This is a genomic window from Lacibacter sp. H407 (genome assembly GCF_037892605.1).
Classification (GTDB): domain Bacteria; phylum Bacteroidota; class Bacteroidia; order Chitinophagales; family Chitinophagaceae; genus Lacibacter.
The window spans coordinates 962,960-987,559 of sequence record NZ_JBBKTU010000001.1 but is presented as its reverse complement, the minus strand read 5'-3'; the positions used below and the strand labels follow the sequence as shown (position 1 = coordinate 987,559).

Here is a 24,600-nt window from a genome sequence, read left to right as displayed (position 1 = left end):
GCCGGTTTTTTGTTTCAACTATGGACTACATGTTATTTCAGCATAAATACCGCTACTGGTTCATTCTGGCGCTGGCAGTATATACGTATGTAAATACAGCAGTTTGCCGGGTGTATGACTACTTCCAATTGCCCATCGATTGGTACCAGGCTTTCCTGAGCATTTTGCTCATTACTCTTCTCAGTTGGGAATGGAGCCGGTTGATTCAACCCTATTTCACCAAATGGTTTCATGGCGATGAGCATATTAACAAACGCCTGCTTTCTTTTTTTGGTTTGGGTTTGGCGGGAAGTCTCATTTTAACGGTAATGGTGGTAGTGTCGTTTGAAGTGTTTGTGTTACATGTGCCCATGTCGTTAGATAACCCGTTGAAGCTGACACTTACCTACACATCATTGATCACACTGTTGTTTCATTTGCTGAATGCGGTTGTTTTTTATATGCAGAAATATAAAACCAAACAACTGGAGGCAGAAGAATTGTTGCGGATGAACACACAGGCACAATTGCAAGGCATCAAGTCGCAGATCAATCCGCATTTTTTATTTAACAACCTGAACGTATTGTCATCGCTGGTAATGAAAAACAGCGAAGAAGCAAATGATTTTATTGAAGCCTTCTCGAAAGTGTATCAATATATTTTACGCAACCAGGATAAAGAGTTGATCGAGCTGCAGAAGGAAGTGGAGTTTTTACAACCCTATATGTATCTCCTGAAAAAACGTTTTCCTGCCGGTGTTGAATTGAAAACAGAAATTGATGAGCGATGGAATCATGCATATGTTGTGCCCGTCGCATTACAAATGTTGGTGGAGAACGCAATTAAACACAACGTGGTGTCGCATACAAAACCATTGGAGATAACAATCAAAGCAAACGGAACGGCTGTACTGGAAGTGAGTAATAATCTGCAGCCGAAAATTAACCGGGAGCCATCATCCAATATTGGGTTGAATAATATTAATCAGCGTTATGAAATCATAACTGGCAGGAAGATTGAGGTAGAAAAGAACGATCATGAATTTAAAGTTACCCTGCCTTTAATTGAAATAGGATGATCTGAAAATAATACCAAACAAAACCAGTAAACTGCAAACCGATGAATACAAAACGAATTGTGATTATTGAAGATGAGCAACTGGCGGCAGAGCGCCTGATCATGTTGTTGAAACAATATGATCCCGCAATTGAAATTATAAAGCATCTGTACAGTGTTGAAGAAAGCATTCAATGGTTGAATACAAATGCACATCCGGATCTGCTGTTCCTCGATATTCAATTGGCAGATGGTTTTTGTTTTGATATTTTTAAACAGGTGGATTACAGAAAGCCCATTGTTTTTACAACAGCCTACAACGAATATGCGCTGGATGCATTTCAACTTTGCAGTATCGATTACCTGTTAAAACCGGTAACAGCAGAAGCATTGGCGAAAGCCATGCAGAAGTTTGCACAACTGCAATCCAATTTTGCAGCAGGTAACTACGATCAGTTATCAAATTTGTTTGACAGTGCTTCGTTTAAATCCAGATTCCTTGCCAAAGCAGGCCAGCGTATGTTTTTTGTAGAAACATCGGAGGTGCAATATTTTCAGGCCGATGATAAGATCGTGTACCTCGTAGATAAAGAGGGAAATAAGCTGATGGTGGATTACACGCTGGAACGCCTCGAAGGATTGCTGAATCCCAAAGAATTTTTTCGTCTCAACCGCCAATACATTGCACGCTACAGCAGTATTGCTCAAATAAAACCGTATGTGAACAGCCGTTTGAAATTGTTGTTACGCAATGGTTCCAAAACAGAAGAAGTAGTGCTGAGCCGTGAGCGGGTGCATGAATTTAAAACCTGGGCCGAAGCTTAACTATGTCCCAATTGATGATTCCCGGATAACAGCGAAGGGAACTGAAAAAATGGCGACGCTTTTTCTTCTGGTATTTCTTCTTCCATTGGCTGATGCAATACTTCTGTAAAACTATGCAGCAAAATTTGTTTCGTTTGTTTGGTCCATTGCCGGAACTGTGCACTGTTATTTTGATGTTGCGGTAAATAATCCAGCAACACATCCAGATCAAATGTTTCTGCATGTGTACCCGCACCTGCTTTGGCTCCATCTCTTGCATTGCACCATTGTTCGAAATGACCTTGCACCGGTACCATTAAAACAAGTTTACCGAAATACATCGCTTCGCATACACTTTCAAATCCTGCTGTTGTAACCAGTGCTTTTGCATTTGCCATAAAGTGCAGAAATTTCTGATCATCCAATGAATGAAAGCAAAGGGTTTCATCAAATCGCCATTTGCCTTTTACCGTTGCGCTATCAGTAAAGCAATGCAGTTCTACTTCCGGATGTTCTTTGTGCCAATTGATAATATCCTGCATGTAACCCGAGTTAAGCAGGTATATCAGAATATGATTGCCTGCGAATACTTCCTGCTGAAACACTTCTTTGCGCAACAAGGGTGGACAAATTTTCAGTTGTTTGAATGATGATGGGTCTAATGGATAAAACGAAAGAGCTAATAATTTTTCAGATCCTTTGGCGGTGAGTTTTGTATAAAATTTGATCGCCAGCTGATCTGACTTGCTGCCGCCTTCCGGAAACTGAAACGAGGGATGCAGATAAATGTATTGATGTGCTGCTGAAATGATTTTTGTGTTGAGTTTTTTAAAGATGGAGCAGATGCCGATCAGCGGTTCATAAAAGTTGAGCAGCAGATCAGGTTGGTATTCATCCACTACTTCACGGATCAGTTTCATACTTTTTCTGAACTTCCTCCATTGCAATACATTTTTGAAAACAGATGCACCCAGCAGAATCGATTTGTTTTCCTTATCTGTTACAAAATTTGGACTGCGATAGGTAATGATGGGTGCTTTGATCCGCTCTCTTACAAACGATGGAATTTCTCTCCGGCTGCTGCTGCCAATAAGGACTGCTGCTACTTTGTGGCCACGTGAAAGTAATAACTCATATGTAGCAATGGCTTGCGTTAAATGCCCACGGCCTTCGCCTTGTACAGCAAAAACAAATGTGTTGTTCATAAAAGTTCAGGTGTTAAACTTGGAAAATAGCTTGTGCTTGTTTCAATTGTCTCAACCGGTGATTGTTGTTGCAACCAATCGTTATAATAAAGAATACTCCAGTTGCCATCTTCTGTTTCAACCAATGCACACATTGTTTCCACCCAATCGCCGCTATTGAGATAATGGATATTGTTGATGTTTTTATCGGCAGCCTGATGAATATGCCCACAAATAACACCTTCACAATGGTTGGCTGCTGCTACTGCACATAACTGCTCTTCATAATCGCTGATGAACGAAACAGCCGTTTTCACTTTTGCTTTTACCACTTGCGATAGCGAATAGTAAGGCAATCCTCGTTTGGTACGATATTGATTGTAATGACGGTTGAGCCAGAGTAAAAATGTATAACCCACATCGCCAAGTTTGGCTAACCATTTCAGCTTTGTAGTAACGGTATCGAAGATATCTCCGTGTACTACATAATATTTCTTAGCACCGCTTTGCAGAATATGATGCCGTTTGATAATGAACTGTCCAAATGAGAACGGCAGTATTTCATCCAGGAAATCATCATGGTTACCACGCAGGTAAATCACTTTGGTGTTGTACTTGTGCATGTACTTCATAATGATGCGGAAAAAAGAGGTATGCTTCTTTTTCCATTCACCCGATTTCCGGAGTTGCCATCCGTCAATGATATCGCCATTGAGGATAAGCGTATCACATTTGTGATGATTTAGAAAATCCACTACTTCTTTTACCCGTGAGTTACGGATACCGAGATGAATATCGGAAAGGATAATTGTTTTATACCAGGTCTTCACAGCGAAGGGTTTTACAAAGATTGAAAGCATTTGTTACCTGAAGATTGCTTGTGTATTAACGAAGAATGAATAAATTGTAAGGGGAATGTTAAGCCGGTGTCGGGAGGTCGCAGACGTCAGACACCTTTAAACGAAAACACAAGGTTGCCAACCCTGTTTGACACCGAGAGAATAGTAATAATCTGTGTGAGGGTTGGCAACCTTCACAACCTTATTCAATCAATATGCATTACATCGAACATCTTACAAAAGATAAAAAACTCAGAAAAGTATTGGAGAACCAGGACGCTCACGTTTTGGTAAAACGGAAGAAAGTTTACCTGCATCTCTGTGCATCCATAATGAGTCAACAGTTATCAACCAAAGTAGCTGATGTGATCTACAAACGGTTTCTTGCATTGTACGGGAAGAAAGAACCGACTGCACAGCAAATACTGGACACGCCGTTTGAAACCCTACGGGCAATTGGATTGAGTAATGCAAAAACCAACTACGTACACAATGTGTGCAGGTTTTTTATTGATGAAAAAATTACGGATGCGCAGCTATATAAAATGAGTGATGAAGATGTGATCAATAAACTCACGCAAATAAAAGGCGTTGGAAAATGGACAACAGAAATGATCCTGATGTTTGCCTTGCAGCACGAAGATGTGTTGCCGGTGGATGATCTGGGAATCCAGCAGGCAATGATTAAATTGTATAAGTTAGACAACTCCAATAAGAAATTACTTTACGAACAAATGCACAAGGTTGCAGAAAAATGGCGGCCCTACCGCACCTATGCCTGTGTGCATTTGTGGCGATGGAAAGACAATGGTTAATTGATAATGTTATAATGAATAATGAAAATAGTTCAAAGGGATTGTGCTGTATGAAACAGGCGATAATGATACTGTTGTTATTGGCTTTGTCGCATAAACTTGATGCGCAGGATGGCCCTACTGCGGGCTCAGCACTTCGTTCATTGTCGGGTGTAGATATGATGACGAACAAAGTGATCAATGTTGTGTTCCGGGAATCGAAAGATTATACCTTGTTTCATTTCTGGAAAAGCCAGAGCGATAGTTGTATCAACGATTTTCCAAAGCTGGTTGCCCTCGTTAAGAAATATGATCAGAAACTCACGGTGTATGGATTCCCGTATGAGTACAAGCAACAAATTCCTGCTGCCAAAGAAATGACGGTTACCAAGCAACTCAAGTGGACACATTTACTGCAGTACCGGCAAACGAATCCTGCGGGCGCAAACGTAATTGATGTATTGCAGATCACCGATTTTCCAACGTATATGTTGCTGGATAAAGAGGGAATGATATTGGTTCGCTCAGGATCATTGGAAGATGTGGAAGTGGTTTTGAAGCGGTTGGATTAGCTGAACTATTTGTGAGCTCTATTTATTTTTTGTAAAAAAGCGAAAGGTGTTTTTTTGCCGATGTTGTAAACTCTTTTTCTGCATCGTTGTGTTCATCATCTTCAAAGCGGTTGTGACCCAAGCTTACCTGATCGAAGAGTTTGTTGTTGCGAAAAAAGTATTTTCCGAGAAACCGGTCATCTTGTGAAAATTTTCCTGTTAGATCACCAGTAACAGGATGACGTTCGTACGTGAACTCTTCATCTCTTACATAAACAAGCTTTCCCGACTGAAAATAATAATCCATGATAACAACATAGCCAGATAACCCAATCCATTCTGTTATCCTGTAAACGATTCCTTTCTTATAGTAAAAGGTCAAACTTCCCCCGTTATCTGTTACATGATCCATGAACTCTTCCTGCTCAAATACCTTTTTTTTGAGAGAACTATCTTTATCAATCAACTTACAAAACGATTCGATTTGCTTCGCTTGTATTGATAGTTGAGCGACAGCTTTGCAGGAACCAAAAATCAAAAGAAGAAGTATTAGGTCTATTCTCATTAAATTTCTATCATTTCACAGCCTTTCAAATACGCTTCATCAACAGTAGCACCTATCCCATCCGCATCATTAATTTCTACAATGCCATTCTCAAGAAACTTCATGCCACCCACAACAGGATCTTCTTTTAACATCAACGGTGTATCCAAATCGTAATGTACGATCAGATCACTGCAATAGGCAAAGTGCACCAACGCTGTAATGGCCAAACGACTTTCCATAAAACAGCCTACCTGTAATTTTAAATTATGTGCTTTGGCTACTTCCACAATTTTCAATGCATGCCAGATACCGCCACTCTTTCCAAGTTTGATATTGAAATAATCGCAGGCGTTGAGTTTTGCTAATCGTTCGGCATCGTGTTCATCAAAACAACTTTCATCGCTCATGATCTTGATGGGACTGTTTTTTCTTACTTCCGGCAACGACATATAGTTCCAACGTGCAATGGGCTCTTCACAATGTTCAATCCCGAAATCTTTCAAAGCATTTAATGTTGCAATGGCTGTTTCAACATCCCAACCCTGATTGGCATCAATGCGCAATGGTAATTCGTTGCCAATTTCATCACGTATGACTTTGATCCGGGCTACATCGTCTGCCGTGGTAGTACCCAATTTCACTTTAATGGAAGGGAAACCTGCTGCTTTGTATTGTACAGCTTCTGCAGCCATCTTTTCAGGAGAGCCCAATCCCACCGTCATATCAGTAGAGATCAGTTTATTCTTAGTGCCGCCGAGTAATTGATACAAAGGCTGCTGCATAAACTGCGCAGCAATATCATACAACGCCATATCAAATGCACTCTTGATACTTTCATTACGGGTAATGAGTCGATCCATCGCCAACACACATTCTTCAATACGCAATGGATCTTTTCCTTTCAATAAACCGGCAAGGTATTGACCAACAATAAAACAAGTGTCCATGCTTTCGCCGTTAATGCTCATGTACGGGCTGCATTCGCCAAAACCACTGATGCCCTTGTTGGTGCGGATGATGACCAATACATTATCTGCATCGTATTGTGCGCCCAATGAAATCACAAAGGGTTGTTTGAGTGGAATACGAAGCTTATATAATTCGATGGATGTGATTTGAAGTTGCATAGAATGAAGTTAGGAAAACTATATTCAGTTTCATTATGTGATGTATGAGATTGGGAGTAGTTTGAACTATCAACAATTATTCATAAATCTTCTTTTCCTGTTCGCCAGTTTCGATACGATGTGGACGTTAAACAAAGAAAACCTTCTATGAGCAAACCCAGAAAATAATAAACGATAAAGCCCAGACAAATTGCGAATACAATACGTTGCCAATGACTTTCGCCAAAACGATTCTCAATATCAAACAGGTCAGATAATAAAAGAAACAGCCACACTGTTATTATAAAGCCCAAAATAAATTGAAAGACCATAAATCCATTCTTGTCCTTTTCAGGCATAACATCATGCGGGCAGTTGTAGAATTGAATAATGCCAAACGACCCTTGGATAAATAACAAACCTAGAAGTGAAAGAAGAAAACGCATAAGTAGAAAGAATGCTAAAATAGCTTATTTACATGTTGGTTTCAACCTGTGACTTTCTATACAAAACGCCCGTTATTCTGTAGCGGGCGTTTTGTATAGAAACTGAATTAGTTTATTTCACCAACTTCAACTCCTTAATCAAATGATCAGCACCACCCAGCTTATCAATACACCACAGCACATAACGAATGTCAACACAAATGGTGCGGTTGAGATCTTTATCGAATGTGAGTTTATGACTTAATGCTTCGTAATTACCGTCAAAGGCCAAACCAATCAATTCCCCATTTGCATTGATAACGGGTGAGCCACTGTTACCGCCGGTAATATCATTGCTGGTAATGAAACCAATCACAAGATCGTTGCGGCTTTTATCGATGTACTGACCGAAGTCTTTTTTCTTCAGCAACTCAATTTGTTTGGCAGGAAGATCAAATTCATAATCACCCGGTTTATATTTTTCCAGCAAACCTTTTGAAGTAGTAACGAAATCATATTTCACTGCATCTTTCGGCGCATAGCTTTTTACATTGCCATACGAAACACGCATGGTAAAGGTGGCATCGGGATACATCTTCTTTGCTTTTGCCGGATTCATCTCCATAATACCTTTCAGGTATAATCTGCCCAGATCATTATTCTTGATCGTAAACTCTGTAAAACGTGGTTGAAATTTTACATTCCAGTTTTTAAAGAACGCACTGGCAATCGCAAAGGCAGGGTCTTCCTGTAATTTCACTCCATCGGGATTACTTACAAATGCATTCCATTTTGATTCATTCAGGATCATTGTATTGGCAAACACAGCGGCTGCATATTTTTTCCAGGTAGCTTCCTCTTTCAAATCCCCAAAACTGCCTTTCACGCCTTCAAAATAACTGATTGGGTGTTGCTCTTTTGGTACATTTTGGTAATACATCATCAATATTTTTCCAACGATCTGTTGGTCACTGGCTGCATTGTGTGCTTCCAGAAAACTCTTGCGGGCAGCAACAGCAGCATTCGTTGCATTGGTTACATCGGCTTTACTTGCATTTGGTTTTACAATGGCGGCTTCCAGTTGAATCAATGAAGAAGCAAAGGAGAGTAATGGTGATCCAAAAATTCCTTCTATCATGTACACACGATGAAGTGCATATGGTTGCCAGGCAGCATATACTTTCTCCCATTCAGGAAAAATAGCAGCATAGTCCTGTTTGTCGCTTGCCCATTTAATAAAGGCAGCCTCGGCTTTTTGTTTCTGTCCATACACATCATACTTCAACAACTGTTTTGTTTCGCCATCATAAAACTTCCAGTAATTGGCAATACTTGCATAGCTGCTGGCTAATTTTAATTTGGTACCGGCATCTTTCTGCATTTCTGCAAACATGTATTTCAAACGTTCATCACGCAGCTTTACTAAAGTTGGGTTGTTGATATCGGTTGATAGTTTTACACCCAACGATGTTTCATAACGGTTGGTGCTGCCGGGGTAACCCCAGGTCATGGCGAAATCACCATCCTTCAATCCACGGATCGAAACAGGTAAAAAGTATTTTGGTTTCAATGGAATATTTTCAGGACCAAACTCAGCGGGCTTACCATCTTTACCAGTGTACACACGAAACACACTGAAATCACCGGTGTGGCGTGGCCATTCCCAATTGTCTGTATCGCCACCAAATTTTCCAACACTTTCCTGCGGTGTTCCTACCAAACGAATATCACGATAACGCTGATAGATGAACGCTAAAAACTGATTGCCTTTAAACAACGGACTGATGCGGCATTCGATCGATTGCTCAGCATTTGATAAACGTTGATTGATGGATGCAAGCACCGCTGCTTGTTTATCGGCTCTTGCTTTGCCAAGCAATGTGCCCAGCGAATCGTTTACTTCTTTTGTAACATCGGCAATGCTTACTAAAAACTGAACGCTAAGTCCGGTTCGTATCTCATCTTTCAAACTTTTTGCATAAAAGCCATCACGCAAATAATTGTATTCTACTGATGATGCGGATGCTATAGCGCCATAGCCACAATGGTGGTTGGTAAAGATCAAACCCTTGCTGCTTACAATTTCGCCAGTACAGCCGTTTCCGAAAATGATGATGGCATCTTTCAGCGACGCTTTGTTGATATGATACAATTGCTCTTTGGTAAGCTTCAACCCTTTTTTCTGCATATCAGCATATACCTGCTCGCCTAAAAGAAGCGGTAACCACATGCCTTCATCGGCATAGGTGCGCAATAATGTAAAAGCAAATACAATCGTTACAAGAATCTTTCTCATGTGATTATTTTTTATGACAAAAATTTAAGCGAACAAACCTACGGAAAAAGCAAAATCAGAAAACCTGTTTGCGGTCAGCCTTTCTGCTTTCATTCAGCTTTTGGGCTGGGATGTACGGGGATAGTTGAATTGTTTTCGATGGTATTGATCTTATTATCAAAATACTGATTGGTATGACAATTATCGCCATCGCAACAAGGCAGGGCATTGATAAAGCAAACGGGACATTGATAATGTCCATGCACATGTACCAATTGTACCGTATGTCCGCAGAATAAACACTGTTGCATATCCTGAAATTAAAATTGTTTGATTTGTTTTCAAAATCAATCAGCGATAGCCGATCCAGCTTCGTTTCCGGGCATCATACAAAAAATACGTATTGTTTGAATAGCTGAAATTGAGTTTATCTTTTACAACAGCATCGGCCGGCAGTTTCAGTTTTTGCGAAATGAGTCCGTCGTTTTTGCTGTACAGTTCAATTTCTTTTGTTTCAAGATTCAGCAAACCATATTCTGCATTGCTGATGCCGGTGTAAACAACCGTTGTTGTATTGTATTTTGTAAGCACTGCATTTGAATCGATCACCAGATCAGCAGGTGGCGGAGTTTTTTTACCATAGCCAGCTTTCAGCAATACCGTTCGTTCTTTTACTTCTGCACCGGTAGCTGCATTGTAGGCTACTACGGTTGAACCTTTTAAAAAGTGTACAAGATTTTCACGCAGATTGTATTGTGCAACTGAATTCGGATAAGGTTGTAACTGTCCGGGTAAAAATGGTTTTGCATCGTATGGAATTCCGGCATCATCCAATACATAATTTACCCAGCCACCATTGCCAAATAAATTCCCCTGGAATGTTTTAAGTGCATTGTTATACCACAAGCCACGCACATCGGCCAATATTGAAAGATCGGGCGGCGACATCATTTCACCAACCTGGTTGAAGTATGCAAAGCTGTATGTTTTATTACCGGCAACGGTTGCATAGAAATACCGGTTCTTTCCGTTTTGTGCAACCGTACCACCGTTATCGCCAGGACCTTTCGGCATTTTCAATTCAATGGTTTGACGTAATTGGCGAACAGACTGTGCTGATGCTGACGAAAAAACAATGGCTGCACTAAAAAAGAAAAGAAAGAGTTGTTTCATGTGTTACGATCTTGTTAGGGTGTAGCAGCTTTCGGGCTGCTGAAATGAATATTAAAATTAACGAAAGCACTCCAACTGCACTGTTAAAATAAGAACCCGAATAACTCCATCAGCAATGCAATACTTACATGTACCAATAAACCGCCCCAGATGCTTTTGCTGTTGTAAGAAATAGCACCGAGTATCAATCCGCCAAAAAAACTGCTGATCGCTTCCATCATTGGTTTGCCTAAATGGATGGAAAAATAGAAGAGTGCAATCGGCAGTAGACATTGCCTTCCCATAATTTTCCCAAGTGTAATAATTAGAAATCCACGGAAGAATAATTCAATGCTGATGAAATCGGAAGCATAGGTGGTTTCAAATAATACGTAGTGCCATGGTTTTGCTTGTGTACCTAATTGGGCAGCTACAATTTGAGCTTTGGGATATACGGCCGAAAAATCAGTTTGTAGTGATGCCCAAATGAGCAACGGAACCATCATGAGCACTAATAAAAAATAAGTTTGCAATGAAACTGTTTTGACTGTGCCGTACAGTCCGTTTTGTTTTTCTGTAAAGCGATGTAAAAACAACAATGAGCTGATGAACAGAATAAGTCCGCCGAACCAGGTAGCCGGTTGCTGAAATATTTTTTGGTAAGGGCTTCCTTCAGCAAAAGGCAGAAGATGATAAAATGGGGTAGCTACTTTCAGTGCAAACAATACCGGTGCTGCAATCAACAGTAGTTGTACACTTTTGTATCTGAAAAAACCGGTTCCTGCTTCAATGAGAATACCGGCCGCAAAAAAAACAGCAAACAGAACACTGTACCAGGTCAATGAAATGTGAAACGGTTCTCTTTTCAACCACAACGAAACATCAGCATAATAGTTGAGGTAACACGCAATGGCAATAATGCCAAAAGCAGCAAGATATTTTTTAAAGGATGCAGGTTGCAACAGGTCTGTTGCTGTAAGTGCAATCAGGTTTTTCAAAACGATTCGTTATGATTTGCTGAAAATATGCAACGCTATTTATGCATTCAACTTCTGCCACAGAATATCTTTCAGCTCCACCAACCCTTGCCCTGTAACAGCAGAAATAAATACATGCGGAATATTTTTCGGCAACTCTTTTTCAATGGCTTCTTTCAATTCATCATCCAGCATATCGCTTTTACTTACAGCAATGATGAATTCTTTCTGCAGCATTTCCGGGTTATATTCTTCCAGTTCATTGTGCAGAATTTCGAATTCTTTTTTGTGATCATTGCAATCGGCCGGAATTAAAAATAGCAATACTGCATTCCGTTCAATGTGTCTAAGGAAACGATGACCAAGCCCTTTGCCTTCAGCAGCCCCCTCAATAATTCCCGGCAGATCGGCAATGCAAAAACTTTTTCCATCACGGTATTCCACCATGCCCAGTTGTGGCGTAAGCGTAGTAAATGCGTAATCAGCAATTTTTGGTTTAGCAGCAGTGATCGATGAGAGTAACGTTGATTTCCCCGCATTGGGAAATCCAACCAACCCAACATCAGCCAACACTTTCAATTCTAATTGCATCCAACCTTCCACGCCCGGCTCACCCGGTTGTGCATGTTCAGGTGCCTGGTTGGTAGGCGTTGCAAAATTGGCATTGCCCAAACCACCACGTCCGCCTTTCATTAATATCACCTGCTGACCATGTTCCAGAATTTCAGCCTTTACTTCACCGGTTACTTCATCACGGGCAATGGTACCAAGCGGTACTTCAATAATAATGTCTTTGCCATCCTTTCCGGTCATATTGTTTTTGCCGCCGGGATCGCCATCATCGGCTAATACGTTTTTGTAATAGCGGAGGTGTAACAGGGTCCACAGTTGCGAATTACCCCGTAAAATGATGTGTGCACCACGGCCACCATCGCCACCATCGGGCCCGCCCATAGCAGTTAACTTATTGCGCATAAAATGCTTAATGCCTGCACCACCATGTCCGCTGCGGCAAAATACCCGTATGTAATCAATGAAATTCTTTTCCATGCTGGCGGCAAAGATAGTTTTTATGGGCCGAGCAGCCGTATTTCTATTCAACTGCATTGGCGTCGCACTCTTGTACTAAATCACATTACTAAACAGGGTAAGTAAATTTAATTTTCAGAAAATATTGAAAATTCGGAAAATATGGTTTAAGTTTGTTCTGTCATTCAATCAAACGGATTTTATGAACATAATCGCCTACGTCGTTTACTTACTGCTCACTTATCTTATTACAGTACATGTTGGGCTTCGGTTTTACACAAATGGCAGGCTCTATATTCTCAACTTACTCAACGGAGATGAAGCGCTGACAAATTTCATCAACAGGTTATTACTTGTGGGCTATTACCTTCTCAACCTTGGTTATGCTGCAATGATGATCAGCGTTTGGGAAACAATTACAAACTGGATCGATCTGTTCACCAGTATCTGCATCATGACCGGCCGCATTATGCTGACACTCGGAGTGATTCATTTCATCAACATGACAGTTATTTATTTTCTGAGCAAACAAAAACAATCTCCCCTCACTTCTAAAAACAAATGATCATGAAAGCTTCTTTCAACTTCGCCGCCTACCTTATTTATCTTCCAATTGTTATTTCTCTTACCTGGTATGTAGCCTATGTATTGTTTAAAAACAGCCGAACATTCATGCTTGATATTTTTCATGGCAAAGAAGAAATAGCCACATCAACCAATACCTTATTTAAAACAGGATTTTATTTATTGAATCTTGGCTTTGCATTAGTGATCATGGAAATAGCAGCAGAAATTCTGGACGGACAAACAATGCTTGAAATACTGAGTTACAAAATTGGTGGCTTTAGTATTTATTTAGGCATTATGTTGTTCTTTAATCTTTACCTCTTCTTTCGTGGAAGAAGAGTTTCGAAAGAGAAAAGTCGCATTGCCGAAATAGTGAGAAATGCTGAACAACGAAATGCATAAATTTTAGAAAGAGAAAGCCCCTGTTACGACAGGGGCTTTTTAAATTTATTCTTTCATTTTCTTCCAGTTCTCATATAATTTTTCCTGTGCTGGTCTGTCGGCAGGAATTTTCCGTAACGGTTCACAAGCTTCCCATTCTTCCATCATTTCATTAGGTAATGATTGATAGAGTTGTGTTCCTTTTGTTTTCCAACCGACCATTTCATCGCTCACTTCTTTTATTTTTTTTGCAGGGTTGCCAACAATTAAACTGCGTGGTTCAAACACTTCACCCTCTTTAATAAAACTCAGGGCGCCAACAATACATTCATCACCCAACTGAACATTATCCATGATCACGCTGTTCATCCCAACCAAACAGTTGCGGCCAATAGTTGCACCATGTATGACTGCACCATGACCAATATGTGCTCCTTCCTTCAACAAAACCGTAACTCCGGGAAACATATGAATGGTACAATTCTCCTGCACGTTGCAACCATCTTCTAAAACAATGCCACCCCAATCGCCACGTAATGCAGCACCGGGTCCAATATAACAATGCTTGCCAATAATTACATTGCCGGTTACTGTTGCCTGCGGATGTACAAACGAAGTTTCATGTACAACCGGTATAAAACCTTTGAAGGAATAAATCATGACTAAGCAAAAATTGATACGAAGGTAAAATCAATCTGTGGTTGATGTACTTCTCTTTTTCCTTCGTTTTTTTCCGAGAATAGCCTGAATTAAACGAATAGCGCCAAATACAATTCCAAATGTACCCACGAGTGCAACAATTACAGCCAATGCTTCGGAGCCATTACAGGAAATTGTACATGCCAATGCTGCCAGTACATACAGAAGACCTGCTGCAACAACAACCGCCAAAAAGATCAAAACTATTTTCGCCCAAAGCGGTAAGTTGTTAACTTTTTCATCAACTTTTAGAAACAGGTTCTTCGATTCCTTCCGGCTTAATTTTTTTTGCGGCTTTTTTTCTTTCGCTTGTAAGGGTTTAGAAATGGTTGTTGATAACAAGGAGGTTCCAACTGCATTAACAGATTGGCTGAACGGGAAATAAGGTTTCGGTTGATGTACCTGGTTTCCTGCAAAAACAAATAGTAAATACGTACATACTGCCATGGTGAGATGCAGAAATTTCCGGGTGTAGTAAGGAGTTTTCTTCCGTTCAAAAAGAAATAAAAGTAGTGTAATGGTAATGAGAGAGTAAATAAATGCTTGCCCCATTGAAACATTGAGATCGAATAAAAGTAAACCCGTTACAATACCTGCAATGTTTAAAGGGATATGAAGCAAGATGATACTAACTCTTGCTGTTTTTGGATGAAGCTTAGCCCAATACGATAATTGTTTCATATACTTTGATTTTGGGTGAAAAGAGGGGACTCCTTTTACAAAGTATAAAAAAAGGATTGTTCTTACAATGATCGTTATGAAATAAGTGGCTTGCCTGTGCGGTAACAGGTTCCTTTAAACTGTGCTACCAAATGATCTTTCTGGTTAAAGATCTGAATATGATACAAACCTGTTGATCGGCCGTTGTGCAATTCTTTTGCTTCAGCTGTTAATACATCACCCACATGTACGGGCTTAATAAAATTGATGGATGTGTCTAATGCTACTGATAAATTATTCCGGTTATTGCAGGCAAATGCAAAGGCGCTGTCGCCCAACGAAAAAGCAACGCCTCCATGTACGATCCCAAAGCCGTTGATCATTTCAGGACGTACCGTCATTTTTATTTTACTGTATCCTTCTTTAATGTGTATTACTTCAATGCCCAGCCATTGGCTGAACAGGTCGTGTTGCATCATGTGAGAAACAACATTTTCGGCAGTTTGATCTGTGCTCATGATCAAGTTTACATCATTATTTTCAAATGCTTCATTTTCATCGAACGAGCCACGGATTCTGCTAAGTAAAAACAAGTAGAAGGAATAAGGGTTAAATAGACAATTGTAGTAGAAAAACGAGTAAACATTAGATTAATGTTCTATAAAGGAAACTGATTAGTTCGTCTACTTTTACTTCTTAATTCGAACGTAAGGTTCGCTTTAATTTATAATCCTTATTCCATATCCAATGAAAATCGTTTTTGCTTTATTTTTTTGTGCATGTTTGGTAAATGTGAATGCCCAGATTGGGATCGGAACCACGTCGCCCGTATCTACTTTAGATATACGTGGGTCATTATCACTCAACTCCCGAAGTTTTACATCTTCTACCACGGCTGGCTCTACTGATCAAACCTTATTGTTTACCGGCGCCTCAGCTGCAACCGTTACGCTGCCGAACGCCAGCGCCTGTGCAGGAAGAATGTACACAATAAAAAATATCAGCTCAACAACACCGATGCCCGTTGTAACGCTGGCAACCACATCATCCCAAACAATTGACGGGAATACAGCGCTGTTACTTTCTAATTCCAAAGCAACGGTGACTGTGATCAGTGACGGGAGTAACTGGAACATCATCAGTTCCGGTATAGTAAAAGCCAGAAATAATTTTGTGTTAGTACAATCTACTGCCGATTTACCTGCACCTGTATCGGGTGTTATTACATTAGCTGCCGGTACTACCTATGAAATTAACGGTACCATCATGCTTACGAGTAAGATCAACTTAAATGGTTGCTATTTGATCGGGAAAGATGCCAATAATGATAAACTGATCTATACTCCGGCCAGTGGCGAATTGTTTACCGGTACAAAAGGCGGAACCATTAAAACACTTACACTGGCAGCAATTACTACCGGTGCAAAGCTTTTTAATCTAGATCTTGCCTCAACTGAAAATCTTGTTTTCAGAGATAATGTAATTGCCAACTGTAAAGATGTTGGCTTAGTGAAAGGAGGATACATTGTTTTCTTCAGTGTTGTAAATTATTCAGGCAACACAAATGGTATTACCTACCAGGATGTGAACCATCTTTTATTGGATAATACAGCCTGGTTCTCTACAAACTCTAATACGTTTGAGAAATTGGTAGGAACATTTTCAATGATTGAAAAACTCGGTGGGTTTAGTCATGGTTCGAGTGCTAACTCAGCAGTAGAACTTGATGTAGCAGGTATTGTAGATATTACAGATGCCGCAACATTCAAGAATACAGCGATGATGGGTACCGGAACAAGGGTGAACGGAACCTTCTCCGGAAAATGGGAAGTGGAATGTCCCGGTATCACTACCGAAAAAGATGATGTGGCAACAGGTAATCTTTATCTTACGTCTGCTGCTGCAACAACATTTTCAGCCGTTAACACGCCTACAAAAGTATTATGCACAACAACTGGCGTTGGTTTTTTCAGGGTTAGTTCATCAACAAGTAACAGGTTAGTGTATGATGGTATTAAAACCCGTCGGTTTTCTGTAGTGGCGTCTGTGAGTGTTACTTCACAGTCAGCCAATAAATATTTTTCCTTCTACATTTATAAAAACGGGGTAAAACTTCCTGAATCAGAACAGGCAATGCGTTTATCTACGGGTGTAGATAAAGGCTCACTTACAATTACCTGCACCGTGCAGCTTTCAACAAACGATTATGTTGAAATTTGGGCAGCTAACACATCTGATGCCAGCAGCATGACGGTTGAAACAATGAACCTGACCATTAAATAAACCGGGATAAATATTCAAATGCTATGAGGAAAATAATCTGTTCCTGTTTATTTTTTTGCACTGTACTTCTTACAAATGCACAAGTTGATATTACGAACAACGGGATTTTCTATATTACGGGCAATACAGATACTGTTTCTGTTACTGGTAATTTCACAAATGCTTCTTCTGCATCCCTGACCAACAATGGAAGATTTTATGTGAAAGAAAGTTATACAAATAACCAAGCTTCAACTCCGGTTGGTACCGGTGAGCTTACATTAAATGGTACAGGTGCACAATACATTACTACAACGGGCACTTCGCCTTTTTATAAACTCACCATCAACAAAGCATCTGGTCTTGCAACGCTCTCCTCCGCTGTAACAGTGAATAATACATTAACGTTAACTGCAGGTAAATTATCACTCGATAATTATAATATGACGATTGGAAACAGCGCAAGCATCGTTGGAGGCGGAACCGATACCTATTTAATTGCGACCGGCACAGGTGAATTGAAACAACAGATAGCTGCCTTGGACACAAAAACTTTTCCGGTTGGTACTTCTGTAGCTTATACGCCGATCACCATTTCACTGGCAATGTTTTCAACCACAGATGTATTTAATGTGCGAATGCTGACTGCTGTTTATACAAACGGAATAACCGGCAACACGATGAATTCGAACTCTGTTAATGCAACATGGATGGTTTCCGAAACGGTGAATGGTGGTTCAAGCGCTACCCTTACCTGCCAATGGCCTGCATCATTAGAGCTTACAGGCTTCAATAGAGTATTCAGTCGTCTTGCACATTACACATCATCCGCCTGGGATTATGGAATGTTAAACATTATGGCATCCGGAATGAACCCTTACACGGTTACACGTTCAGGGTTTACAAGTTTTTCTCCCTTTGCAGTAACCATGTTGATGGCTATTTTACCGGCTGGTTCATTGGAATTGACAGGTAAGAATAACGGGAATGAAAATATACTCAACTGGTCAACTGCATCAGAACAGCATACCGCTTTTTATACAGTTGAATCTTCATTGAACGGAACTGATTTTACAGAAGAAGGAAGAGTAGTGGCTGCAGGCAACAGTAACAGATTGCGTTCGTATCAGTTTACTCATCAGCAAATCAATAACCGATCATTTTATTATCGTATTAAGCAAGTGGATGTTGATGGAACGATCGGATATTCAAAAACGATCCGGATCAATGTTGCTGCAACCAACAGAGCTACGCTTTATCCAAACCCGGTAAAAGATAAAACAACCCTCAGTTTTTCGCTACAGCAAAATGCATTCATTACTGCAACTATTACCAATGCATCGGGCGTGTTGATCTATAAATACAACCAACATTTTACAAAAGGGGATCATAAAATGAATTTTGACCTGGGGATTCTTTCTGCAGGGTCATATCTTCTGCAATTAAAAGATGATGTAGGGAATATGCAAACGTTCCGTTTTATTAAAGCTAATTAAGATAGCTTCCGAAACCACCTGCCCGGCCCGTTACATTTTTTTGTGACGGGCCTTTATATTCCTTTGAATGCCGCCTGTCTTTTTTCTAAGAAGGCATTGATGCCTTCCTGATAATCTTCTGTTGAAGCGGCTTTCTGTTGAAACGCATCTTCCAGTTGAAGTTGCTCATCCCATGAATTGGTGAGCGAAGCATTCAGCACCTGTTTGGTATAAGCCAGGCCTTTCGTTGGCATTAGCGAAATAGTATTCGCAATTTTTTTACTTTCTTCTTCAAACGTTACATCGGCAAATACTTTGTAGATCATACCCAGTCGTTCGGCTTCATTCGCAGAAACTTTGTCGCCCGTCATCATTAACGCACTTGCTTTTTGCCAACCGATCAAACGGGGAAGTGTAAACGTACCGCCACTGTCGGGGATCAATCCGATTTTAGAAAACGCCTGGATAAACGAAGCTGATTCTGCAGCAACCACAATGTCGCAACACAAAGCAATGTTGGCACCCGCACCAGCTGCCACTCCATTTATTGCTGCAATTACCGGCTTTGGCAAATTGCGGATACGTTTCACAATTGGGTTGTAATGTTCTGATAAAATTTGTGCCAACTCAATTTTATTTTCACCAACAAGCTCACCAATATCCTGTCCGGCACAGAAAGCCTTTCCTGCTCCGGTGATATATACACAACGTATTTCCTGCATTGATGCACATTCATCCAGCTTGTTTTGCAGCAACAATGCCATCTCACGGTTAAACGAATTGAATTTATCGGGACGATTGAGTGTAATAAAGGCGATGGAATCTTTTATTTCAAACAGAATGGATGACATAAAGCAATTGTTATAGAGTCAGTAAAAAATTAAATATCAAAGCTATTGATGCTTTTATGTTTTAACAGAAATTCATTTACAATATCGTAATCATCCTTCGGAGCACCAATACGGTAGACATAAATAGCCTCGTTATTTTCTTTGTTCATTTTTACGCAGCGGTAACTGATATCGTGCGATTCGAAAAAGGATTCCATTTCATTTTTTAACGCATCGGTTGTGTCGGATGTTTTGATCTTATAATCTTTCACTTTGTGGAAGCGGTTGATAAAACGTTGTACCGGCTCCAGAACAAATAAGGCAATTACTACCATACTTGTTACAACAATCGCTATTGGATAGTTTTTATAACCAATAGCCATGCCCAATGCCGCTATGATCCAGATGAGTGCTGATGTGGTTAAGCCGTTTACTGAAATACCCTCCTTAAAAATTACACCTGCTCCAATAAAACCAACACCTGTTACAATATTGCTGGCAATACGATCCGGACTAACGGTGTTACTTTCTTTTGAAAGAATGGTATACAAACAGGAACCAACACAAATGAAGATCATGGTACGAAAACCTGCAGGTTTATTGCGGAACTCACGTTCAAGTCCAATAACTGCACCAATGATGAATGCAGCAGAAACCTGTGCGGCTTCTTCTAAGTAAATGGTAATATCCATAAGTTGTATCCTTTAAGCCAAGACAAGTTAGTAAAATGTAGTTTAAGATATGCGGGGAAGTGGGTAAGCGGGAAAGTTTTATGCTGTTTATAACGCATAAAAAAAAGCCATCACTAACTGATGGCTTTTTTATCAATGAAAACTATTTACACATATTTTGTAACACCCGGTATTGCAACAGGGTAATAACCATCATCATTTGGAAGAATAGGAGGTGCTGCATCCCAATCGTATTTCTTTGGTTGAAGATTGAGGTTGGATGCTAAAATTTTATCCCACTCAAGCATTTGGCCGGAATATGTTGCCATACGACCCATGATTGCAGTAAGTGTACTCTTAGCACCAATTTCTGCATCAGCAAATTTGTATTCACCTTTTGCAATGGCTGCAAACAGTTCATCATGTTCGTTCTGGTAAGGATTGTTTTCTCCTTTCTTATCGAACTGGAAAATGGGTTTTCCTTTTGCATCAAGAATTGTTGCTGCATCACCTTTAATACTTCCTTTGGTACCAACGATCAATTCATCTACACGACTCATGGTACCAGGAATATGACGGCACTGACTGTTCAGCACAGAACCATCGGCATACGTAAACTCAACAAAGTGATGATCGAAAATTTCACCATGATCTTTTCCTTTACGTACTTGTCTTCCGCCCATACCTTGTGCTTTAACAGGGAAGCCACCTTTGAACCAGTTCACCACATCAATATTATGAATGTGTTGTTCTACGATATGATCGCCGCAAAGCCAGTTGAAGTAATACCAGTTACGCATCTGGTATTCCATTTCTGTTTGTCCGTATTTGCGTTTGTTCACCCAAACACCATCATTGTTCCACCAGGCTTGTGCAGATGTGATGTCACCAATTACGTCTTTGCGTTTATATAATTCACGGTAAGAATTTTGATAGCGACGTTGCAAACCAACCACCACGTTCAGCTTTTGTTGTTTTGCCTTTTCAGCAGCTTCCAACACTCTGCGAATACCAACAGGATCAGTTGCTACCGGTTTTTCCATGAACACATGCTTGCCTTTGTTGATCGCTTCTTCAAAATGAATTGGGCGGAAACCCGGAGGTGTGGTAAGGATCACCACATCAGCCAATGCAATTGCTTTTGCATAAGCATCAAAGCCAACAAACTTGCGCTCCTCAGGAACATCAACTCTTGATTTAACAGAAGAACCTGATCCATCATCTTTCGTTAATGTTCTATAACAGTTGTCGATGCGGTCACGGAATGCATCGGCCATTGCTACCAGTTTTACATTTTGTTTTGTGAGCAATGCCTGCATGGCAGCACCGGTACCACGACCGCCACAACCAACCAATGCAACCTTGATAGTTTCATCGGCACCGGAAAAGAAATTAGCATTTGAAAAGAGGGGACTCATGATGAGACCACCGGCAAGCAGCGAAGAATTTTTTACAAAATCCCTGCGTGATTTGTTATCGTTGTTCATGAAGATGGTTTAGATATTTACAGTTTATAATTTTAATTTATCACTAAGCCTCAGAAACACTGAAGTTCTTTCAATTCCTAAATCCCAATTCCTTACCTCTTGATGTTACACGTCCGGCGAGGGCGTCTGACGGAGCGTTCGTACATCGTACATCTTCCTTCGTACATTTCTTCAGTCTTCACCGAAATACTTTTGAAAAAATGCTTCTGCTTCTTCCGCACTTGGTTGTTTCAACGGACGGATGATGCGAAAACCAATAAACGGCGCATCAGCATTCCACCATTTGCTTCTTGGTATCTGCGGATCACGACGGTTCCATACAGGATCAGACTTAATGCGATTTGCACTACGTAATTCCTTTGCTTCATCCTGGTAAGTGCCGCCTTTCACTGTTCTTGGGTAACGTGCTGTTGGTTCAATCAATGGATTGCTTGCTTTATCACCAATAGTTGTAAAATACGTTTCACTGTATTGATCTAACACCCATTCACCAACATTGCCCAACATATCATACAAGCCCCATGCATTTGGTTGTTTCTCTCCAACTTTATGATAACGGTTATCGCTGTTGGTTTTAAACCATGCGAACTTCTCTAATTGTTTTGTATCTGTGCCAAACGGGTAAGCAGTTGTTGCACCAGCACGACAGGCATATTCCCATTCTGCTTCTGTTGGCAAACGAAAGAACACACCTGTTTTTTTATACAACCATTTGCAATACATCAATGCACCATATTGCTGCATGCTGTTAGCAGGGAAGCCACTTTCTTTGCCCATGCCCAATGTCATATCAATATAAGGAGAGCTTGGTCTTGTTACTGCATCAACAACTGTATTTTGACTGATTGATTCGTCAAGGAAAAAAGCATTGAACTCATCATAGGTAACTTCATAAGCTCCCATCCAGAAAGCATCTACTTTCACCTGTCGTTGCGGCGTTTCATCTGCTTCTTTCAGTTTGTCGGCATCACTGCTTCCCATCATAAATGATCCTGCAGGGATGGCGATCATTTTGCTTTGTAAACTGCCGGAAGGAATAGCTTGCAGATAGGTACGGAATGATGTATCGGCCGTTTGACTCTTACCAAGTAAAATCGTTGCAAAAAACGGAATAGATAATAATAACTTCTTCATGATTGAAATAGGAACATGGAAATTACTGAAACTAATGGTTACACTTGTTAGCGAAATGTGAATGGTACCTCTTTTGCCTGCGAAACCGTTTGCGCAGCCGGATAAATGGAGTTCTTAATTATTGAAACATAGTCGTTAAATTGAGAACCCAAACAAACAACTATGCAACGCAGACAATTTCTTCAACAATCGGTATTAGCAGGTGCAGCAACCGTAACAGGCGCAGGTGTGTTAGCAGAATCAAATAAAACTCAGGCAGCAGAAAAACCTTTTCAACTCGATTATGCTTTTCATGCAGGGATGTTTAAAAATCATGGCGGCGAAAGTTTTTTAGATCAGATCCGCTGGGCATATGATCAGGGCTTTCGTAGTATTGAAGACAATGGTATGATGGGCCGCCCTGCAGATGAACAAAAGAAGATTGGTGATTTGTTGGCAAAGCTGGGTATGCGTATGGGTGTGTTTGTCATTACATCTGATAACTGGCATTGGATCACATCGCTTACAACAGGCAAGCAAGAATGGATTGATAAGATGATGAAGGATTGTAAAACAGCAGTAGAAGTAGCCAAGCGTTGCAATGCAAAATGGTTAACCGTTGTACCGGGAAATTATGATCGTCGTTTATCACTCGATCTGCAAACGGCAAATGTGATCACCGCTTTGCGTAAAGGTGCTGAAATATTACAGCCACATGGTTTGATCATGGTGCTTGAAGCGTTGAGCGACAACAATGATCTGTTCTTACGTGGCACTGATCAAACCTATATGATCTGTAAAGCAGTGAACAGTCCGTCGTGCAAGTTTTTGTTTGATATGTATCACATGCAACGCAACGAAGGAAACATCATTGCATCCATCGATCGTGTTTGGGAAGAAACCGCTTATTTCCAGATCGGTGATAACCCCGGCCGTAAAGAACCCGGCACCGGTGAAATGAATTACAGGAACATCTTCAAACATATTCACAAGAAGGGCTTCAAAGGAATTATGGGTATGGAACATGGTAATGCTGGGCCTGGTAAAGAAGGTGAGCTGGCTTTGATAAAAGCATATCGTGAAGCAGATAGCTTCTGATGATTGCAGATTTCAGATTTGCTGGCATTACTTAGAATCAATCTGCAATCGTAAATCCCAAATCTAAAATCCTCAATGGCATTTGAAGTAATCGAACGGCTCTTTGCAATCATCGCATTGATATAATGCTTTGCAGGCCGTTGATCCAAACTCGCTGATGCGGTGCGTGTGATGTGAGTTGCAGTGCGGACATTGAACCGCTTCATTTGCCGCAAACAATTGATCGTTACAAACCTGTTGCTTGGGATTAGGAGGAGCGATGCCGTATTGTTTCAGTTTTTCTTTTCCTGCTTCGGTCATCCAATCAGTTGTCCATGCAGGAGAAAGTACAGACGTAATTTTTACCTGTTTATATCCCTGCTCAGCTAATGCAAGACGAATGTTCATGGCAATCATATCCATGGCAGGACAACCGGTGTAAGTGGGAGTGATGATCACTTCAACTTCACTTGCATTAATTATTACATCCCGAACAATTCCCAAATCAAGTACCGTTAACACAGGAACTTCCGGATCAACTACTGTTGCAAGTATCGACCAGATTTTTTGTTCTGCTGCGGAAGCATCAATATGTTGTTCGATATTATTCATGTTGCTGAATTATCCCTCCCCTTCGGGGTTCCTGTAAGGAAGGAACG

General features: G+C 40.5%; 27 protein-coding genes. 9 read left to right on the top strand and 18 right to left on the bottom strand.

Features of this window, described 5'->3' with window-relative positions:
• Positions 1-20: 20 nt before the first annotated feature.
• Complete coding sequence (locus WG989_RS04330) at positions 21-1,058, top strand: sensor histidine kinase (RefSeq protein ID WP_340427604.1); 1,038 nt, start codon at positions 21-23, stop codon at positions 1,056-1,058.
• Positions 1,059-1,099: 41 nt separating this feature from the next.
• On the top strand, positions 1,100-1,861 hold the full coding sequence (locus tag WG989_RS04325; protein ID WP_340427603.1) for a LytR/AlgR family response regulator transcription factor: 762 nt from the start codon (positions 1,100-1,102) through the stop codon (positions 1,859-1,861).
• On the opposite strand, the gene WG989_RS04320 is transcribed toward WG989_RS04325, so the two are convergent.
• Both WG989_RS04320 and WG989_RS04315 read right to left on the bottom strand, forming a co-directional pair.
• On the bottom strand, positions 1,858-3,045 hold the full coding sequence (locus WG989_RS04320) for a glycosyltransferase family protein (protein ID WP_340427602.1): 1,188 nt from the start codon (positions 3,043-3,045) through the stop codon (positions 1,858-1,860). The two genes, WG989_RS04325 and WG989_RS04320, sit on opposite strands and share 4 nt — an antisense overlap.
• Entirely contained in the window at positions 3,042-3,854 is an 813-nt protein-coding gene (locus WG989_RS04315; protein WP_340427601.1) for a UDP-2,3-diacylglucosamine diphosphatase, read from the bottom strand. The genes WG989_RS04320 and WG989_RS04315 overlap by 4 nt, the downstream gene beginning before the upstream one ends.
• A gap of 224 nt (positions 3,855-4,078) precedes the next feature.
• On the opposite strand from WG989_RS04315, the gene WG989_RS04310 reads away from it, so the two are divergent.
• Both WG989_RS04310 and WG989_RS04305 read left to right on the top strand, forming a co-directional pair.
• On the top strand, positions 4,079-4,678 hold the full coding sequence (locus WG989_RS04310) for a DNA-3-methyladenine glycosylase family protein (protein WP_340427600.1): 600 nt from the start codon (positions 4,079-4,081) through the stop codon (positions 4,676-4,678).
• Positions 4,679-4,728: 50 nt separating this feature from the next.
• Positions 4,729-5,229 (top strand): TlpA family protein disulfide reductase, encoded by a 501-nt coding sequence (locus tag WG989_RS04305; RefSeq protein ID WP_340427599.1) that lies wholly within the window; start codon positions 4,729-4,731, stop codon positions 5,227-5,229.
• Positions 5,230-5,251: 22 nt separating this feature from the next.
• On the opposite strand, the gene WG989_RS04300 is transcribed toward WG989_RS04305, so the two are convergent.
• The 8 genes from WG989_RS04300 to obgE form a co-directional block, all read right to left on the bottom strand.
• Positions 5,252-5,773: a hypothetical protein gene (locus WG989_RS04300; RefSeq protein ID WP_340427598.1), complete on the bottom strand. Its 522-nt coding sequence runs from the start codon at positions 5,771-5,773 to the stop codon at positions 5,252-5,254.
• Entirely contained in the window at positions 5,773-6,882 is a 1,110-nt protein-coding gene (locus tag WG989_RS04295; protein WP_340427597.1) for a mandelate racemase/muconate lactonizing enzyme family protein, read from the bottom strand. Before WG989_RS04295 ends, WG989_RS04300 begins: the two co-directional genes overlap by 1 nt.
• A gap of 80 nt (positions 6,883-6,962) precedes the next feature.
• On the bottom strand, positions 6,963-7,307 hold the full coding sequence (locus WG989_RS04290) for a hypothetical protein (RefSeq protein ID WP_340427596.1): 345 nt from the start codon (positions 7,305-7,307) through the stop codon (positions 6,963-6,965).
• Positions 7,308-7,419: 112 nt separating this feature from the next.
• Positions 7,420-9,582: a S46 family peptidase gene (locus WG989_RS04285; protein WP_340427595.1), complete on the bottom strand. Its 2,163-nt coding sequence runs from the start codon at positions 9,580-9,582 to the stop codon at positions 7,420-7,422.
• Positions 9,583-9,671: 89 nt separating this feature from the next.
• On the bottom strand, positions 9,672-9,872 hold the full coding sequence (locus WG989_RS04280; RefSeq protein WP_340427594.1) for a hypothetical protein: 201 nt from the start codon (positions 9,870-9,872) through the stop codon (positions 9,672-9,674).
• Between the two features lie 40 nt (positions 9,873-9,912).
• Positions 9,913-10,734: a hypothetical protein gene (locus tag WG989_RS04275; RefSeq protein WP_340427593.1), complete on the bottom strand. Its 822-nt coding sequence runs from the start codon at positions 10,732-10,734 to the stop codon at positions 9,913-9,915.
• Positions 10,735-10,817: 83 nt separating this feature from the next.
• Positions 10,818-11,711, bottom strand: a complete 894-nt coding sequence (locus tag WG989_RS04270) for a CPBP family intramembrane glutamic endopeptidase (RefSeq protein ID WP_340427592.1) — start codon at positions 11,709-11,711, stop codon at positions 10,818-10,820.
• A 39-nt stretch (positions 11,712-11,750) separates the two neighbouring features.
• Positions 11,751-12,740 carry a GTPase ObgE gene (gene obgE, locus WG989_RS04265; RefSeq protein ID WP_340427590.1) on the bottom strand — a complete coding sequence of 330 codons (990 nt, stop codon included), beginning with the start codon at positions 12,738-12,740 and terminating at the stop codon, positions 11,751-11,753.
• Between the two features lie 181 nt (positions 12,741-12,921).
• Here obgE and WG989_RS04260 point away from each other — a divergent pair, with 181 nt between their 5' ends.
• Together WG989_RS04260 and WG989_RS04255 are read left to right on the top strand one after the other, a co-directional pair.
• Positions 12,922-13,284 (top strand): hypothetical protein, encoded by a 363-nt coding sequence (locus WG989_RS04260; RefSeq protein ID WP_340427589.1) that lies wholly within the window; start codon positions 12,922-12,924, stop codon positions 13,282-13,284.
• A 2-nt stretch (positions 13,285-13,286) separates the two neighbouring features.
• Complete coding sequence (locus WG989_RS04255; RefSeq protein ID WP_340427588.1) at positions 13,287-13,688, top strand: hypothetical protein; 402 nt, start codon at positions 13,287-13,289, stop codon at positions 13,686-13,688.
• A gap of 45 nt (positions 13,689-13,733) precedes the next feature.
• Here WG989_RS04255 and WG989_RS04250 read toward each other — a convergent pair whose 3' ends face one another.
• The 3 genes from WG989_RS04250 to paaI form a co-directional block, all read right to left on the bottom strand.
• Positions 13,734-14,327, bottom strand: coding sequence for an acyltransferase (locus tag WG989_RS04250; protein WP_340427586.1), 594 nt, complete (start codon positions 14,325-14,327; stop codon positions 13,734-13,736).
• Between the two features lie 30 nt (positions 14,328-14,357).
• The gene (locus tag WG989_RS04245) at positions 14,358-15,047 is read right to left on the bottom strand and encodes a hypothetical protein (protein ID WP_340427585.1); all 690 of its coding nucleotides are present in this window, start codon (positions 15,045-15,047) and stop codon (positions 14,358-14,360) included.
• A 74-nt stretch (positions 15,048-15,121) separates the two neighbouring features.
• On the bottom strand, positions 15,122-15,544 hold the full coding sequence (gene paaI, locus WG989_RS04240) for a hydroxyphenylacetyl-CoA thioesterase PaaI (protein WP_340427584.1): 423 nt from the start codon (positions 15,542-15,544) through the stop codon (positions 15,122-15,124).
• Between the two features lie 274 nt (positions 15,545-15,818).
• Between paaI and WG989_RS04235 the strand changes: the two genes are divergently transcribed.
• Both WG989_RS04235 and WG989_RS04230 read left to right on the top strand, forming a co-directional pair.
• Entirely contained in the window at positions 15,819-17,309 is a 1,491-nt protein-coding gene (locus tag WG989_RS04235; protein ID WP_340427583.1) for a hypothetical protein, read from the top strand.
• 23 nt (positions 17,310-17,332) lie between these two features.
• Positions 17,333-18,784, top strand: a complete 1,452-nt coding sequence (locus WG989_RS04230) for a T9SS type A sorting domain-containing protein (protein WP_340427582.1) — start codon at positions 17,333-17,335, stop codon at positions 18,782-18,784.
• A 53-nt stretch (positions 18,785-18,837) separates the two neighbouring features.
• On the opposite strand, the gene WG989_RS04225 is transcribed toward WG989_RS04230, so the two are convergent.
• The 4 genes from WG989_RS04225 to WG989_RS04210 all read right to left on the bottom strand — a co-directional run bounded on the left by WG989_RS04225 (position 18,838) and on the right by WG989_RS04210 (position 22,885).
• A complete protein-coding gene (locus tag WG989_RS04225) occupies positions 18,838-19,614 on the bottom strand; it encodes an enoyl-CoA hydratase-related protein (RefSeq protein ID WP_340427581.1) in 777 nt (258 codons plus the stop codon).
• A 29-nt stretch (positions 19,615-19,643) separates the two neighbouring features.
• The gene (locus tag WG989_RS04220; protein ID WP_340427580.1) at positions 19,644-20,285 is read right to left on the bottom strand and encodes an MgtC/SapB family protein; all 642 of its coding nucleotides are present in this window, start codon (positions 20,283-20,285) and stop codon (positions 19,644-19,646) included.
• A gap of 146 nt (positions 20,286-20,431) precedes the next feature.
• Positions 20,432-21,751, bottom strand: a complete 1,320-nt coding sequence (locus tag WG989_RS04215) for a Gfo/Idh/MocA family protein (RefSeq protein ID WP_340427579.1) — start codon at positions 21,749-21,751, stop codon at positions 20,432-20,434.
• A 171-nt stretch (positions 21,752-21,922) separates the two neighbouring features.
• Positions 21,923-22,885, bottom strand: coding sequence for a formylglycine-generating enzyme family protein (locus WG989_RS04210; RefSeq protein WP_340427578.1), 963 nt, complete (start codon positions 22,883-22,885; stop codon positions 21,923-21,925).
• A 162-nt stretch (positions 22,886-23,047) separates the two neighbouring features.
• Here WG989_RS04210 and WG989_RS04205 point away from each other — a divergent pair, with 162 nt between their 5' ends.
• Entirely contained in the window at positions 23,048-23,962 is a 915-nt protein-coding gene (locus WG989_RS04205) for a hydroxypyruvate isomerase family protein (RefSeq protein WP_340427577.1), read from the top strand.
• 72 nt (positions 23,963-24,034) lie between these two features.
• Here WG989_RS04205 and paaD read toward each other — a convergent pair whose 3' ends face one another.
• Positions 24,035-24,553, bottom strand: coding sequence for a 1,2-phenylacetyl-CoA epoxidase subunit PaaD (paaD, locus tag WG989_RS04200; protein ID WP_340427576.1), 519 nt, complete (start codon positions 24,551-24,553; stop codon positions 24,035-24,037).
• Positions 24,554-24,600: the final 47 nt, after the last annotated feature.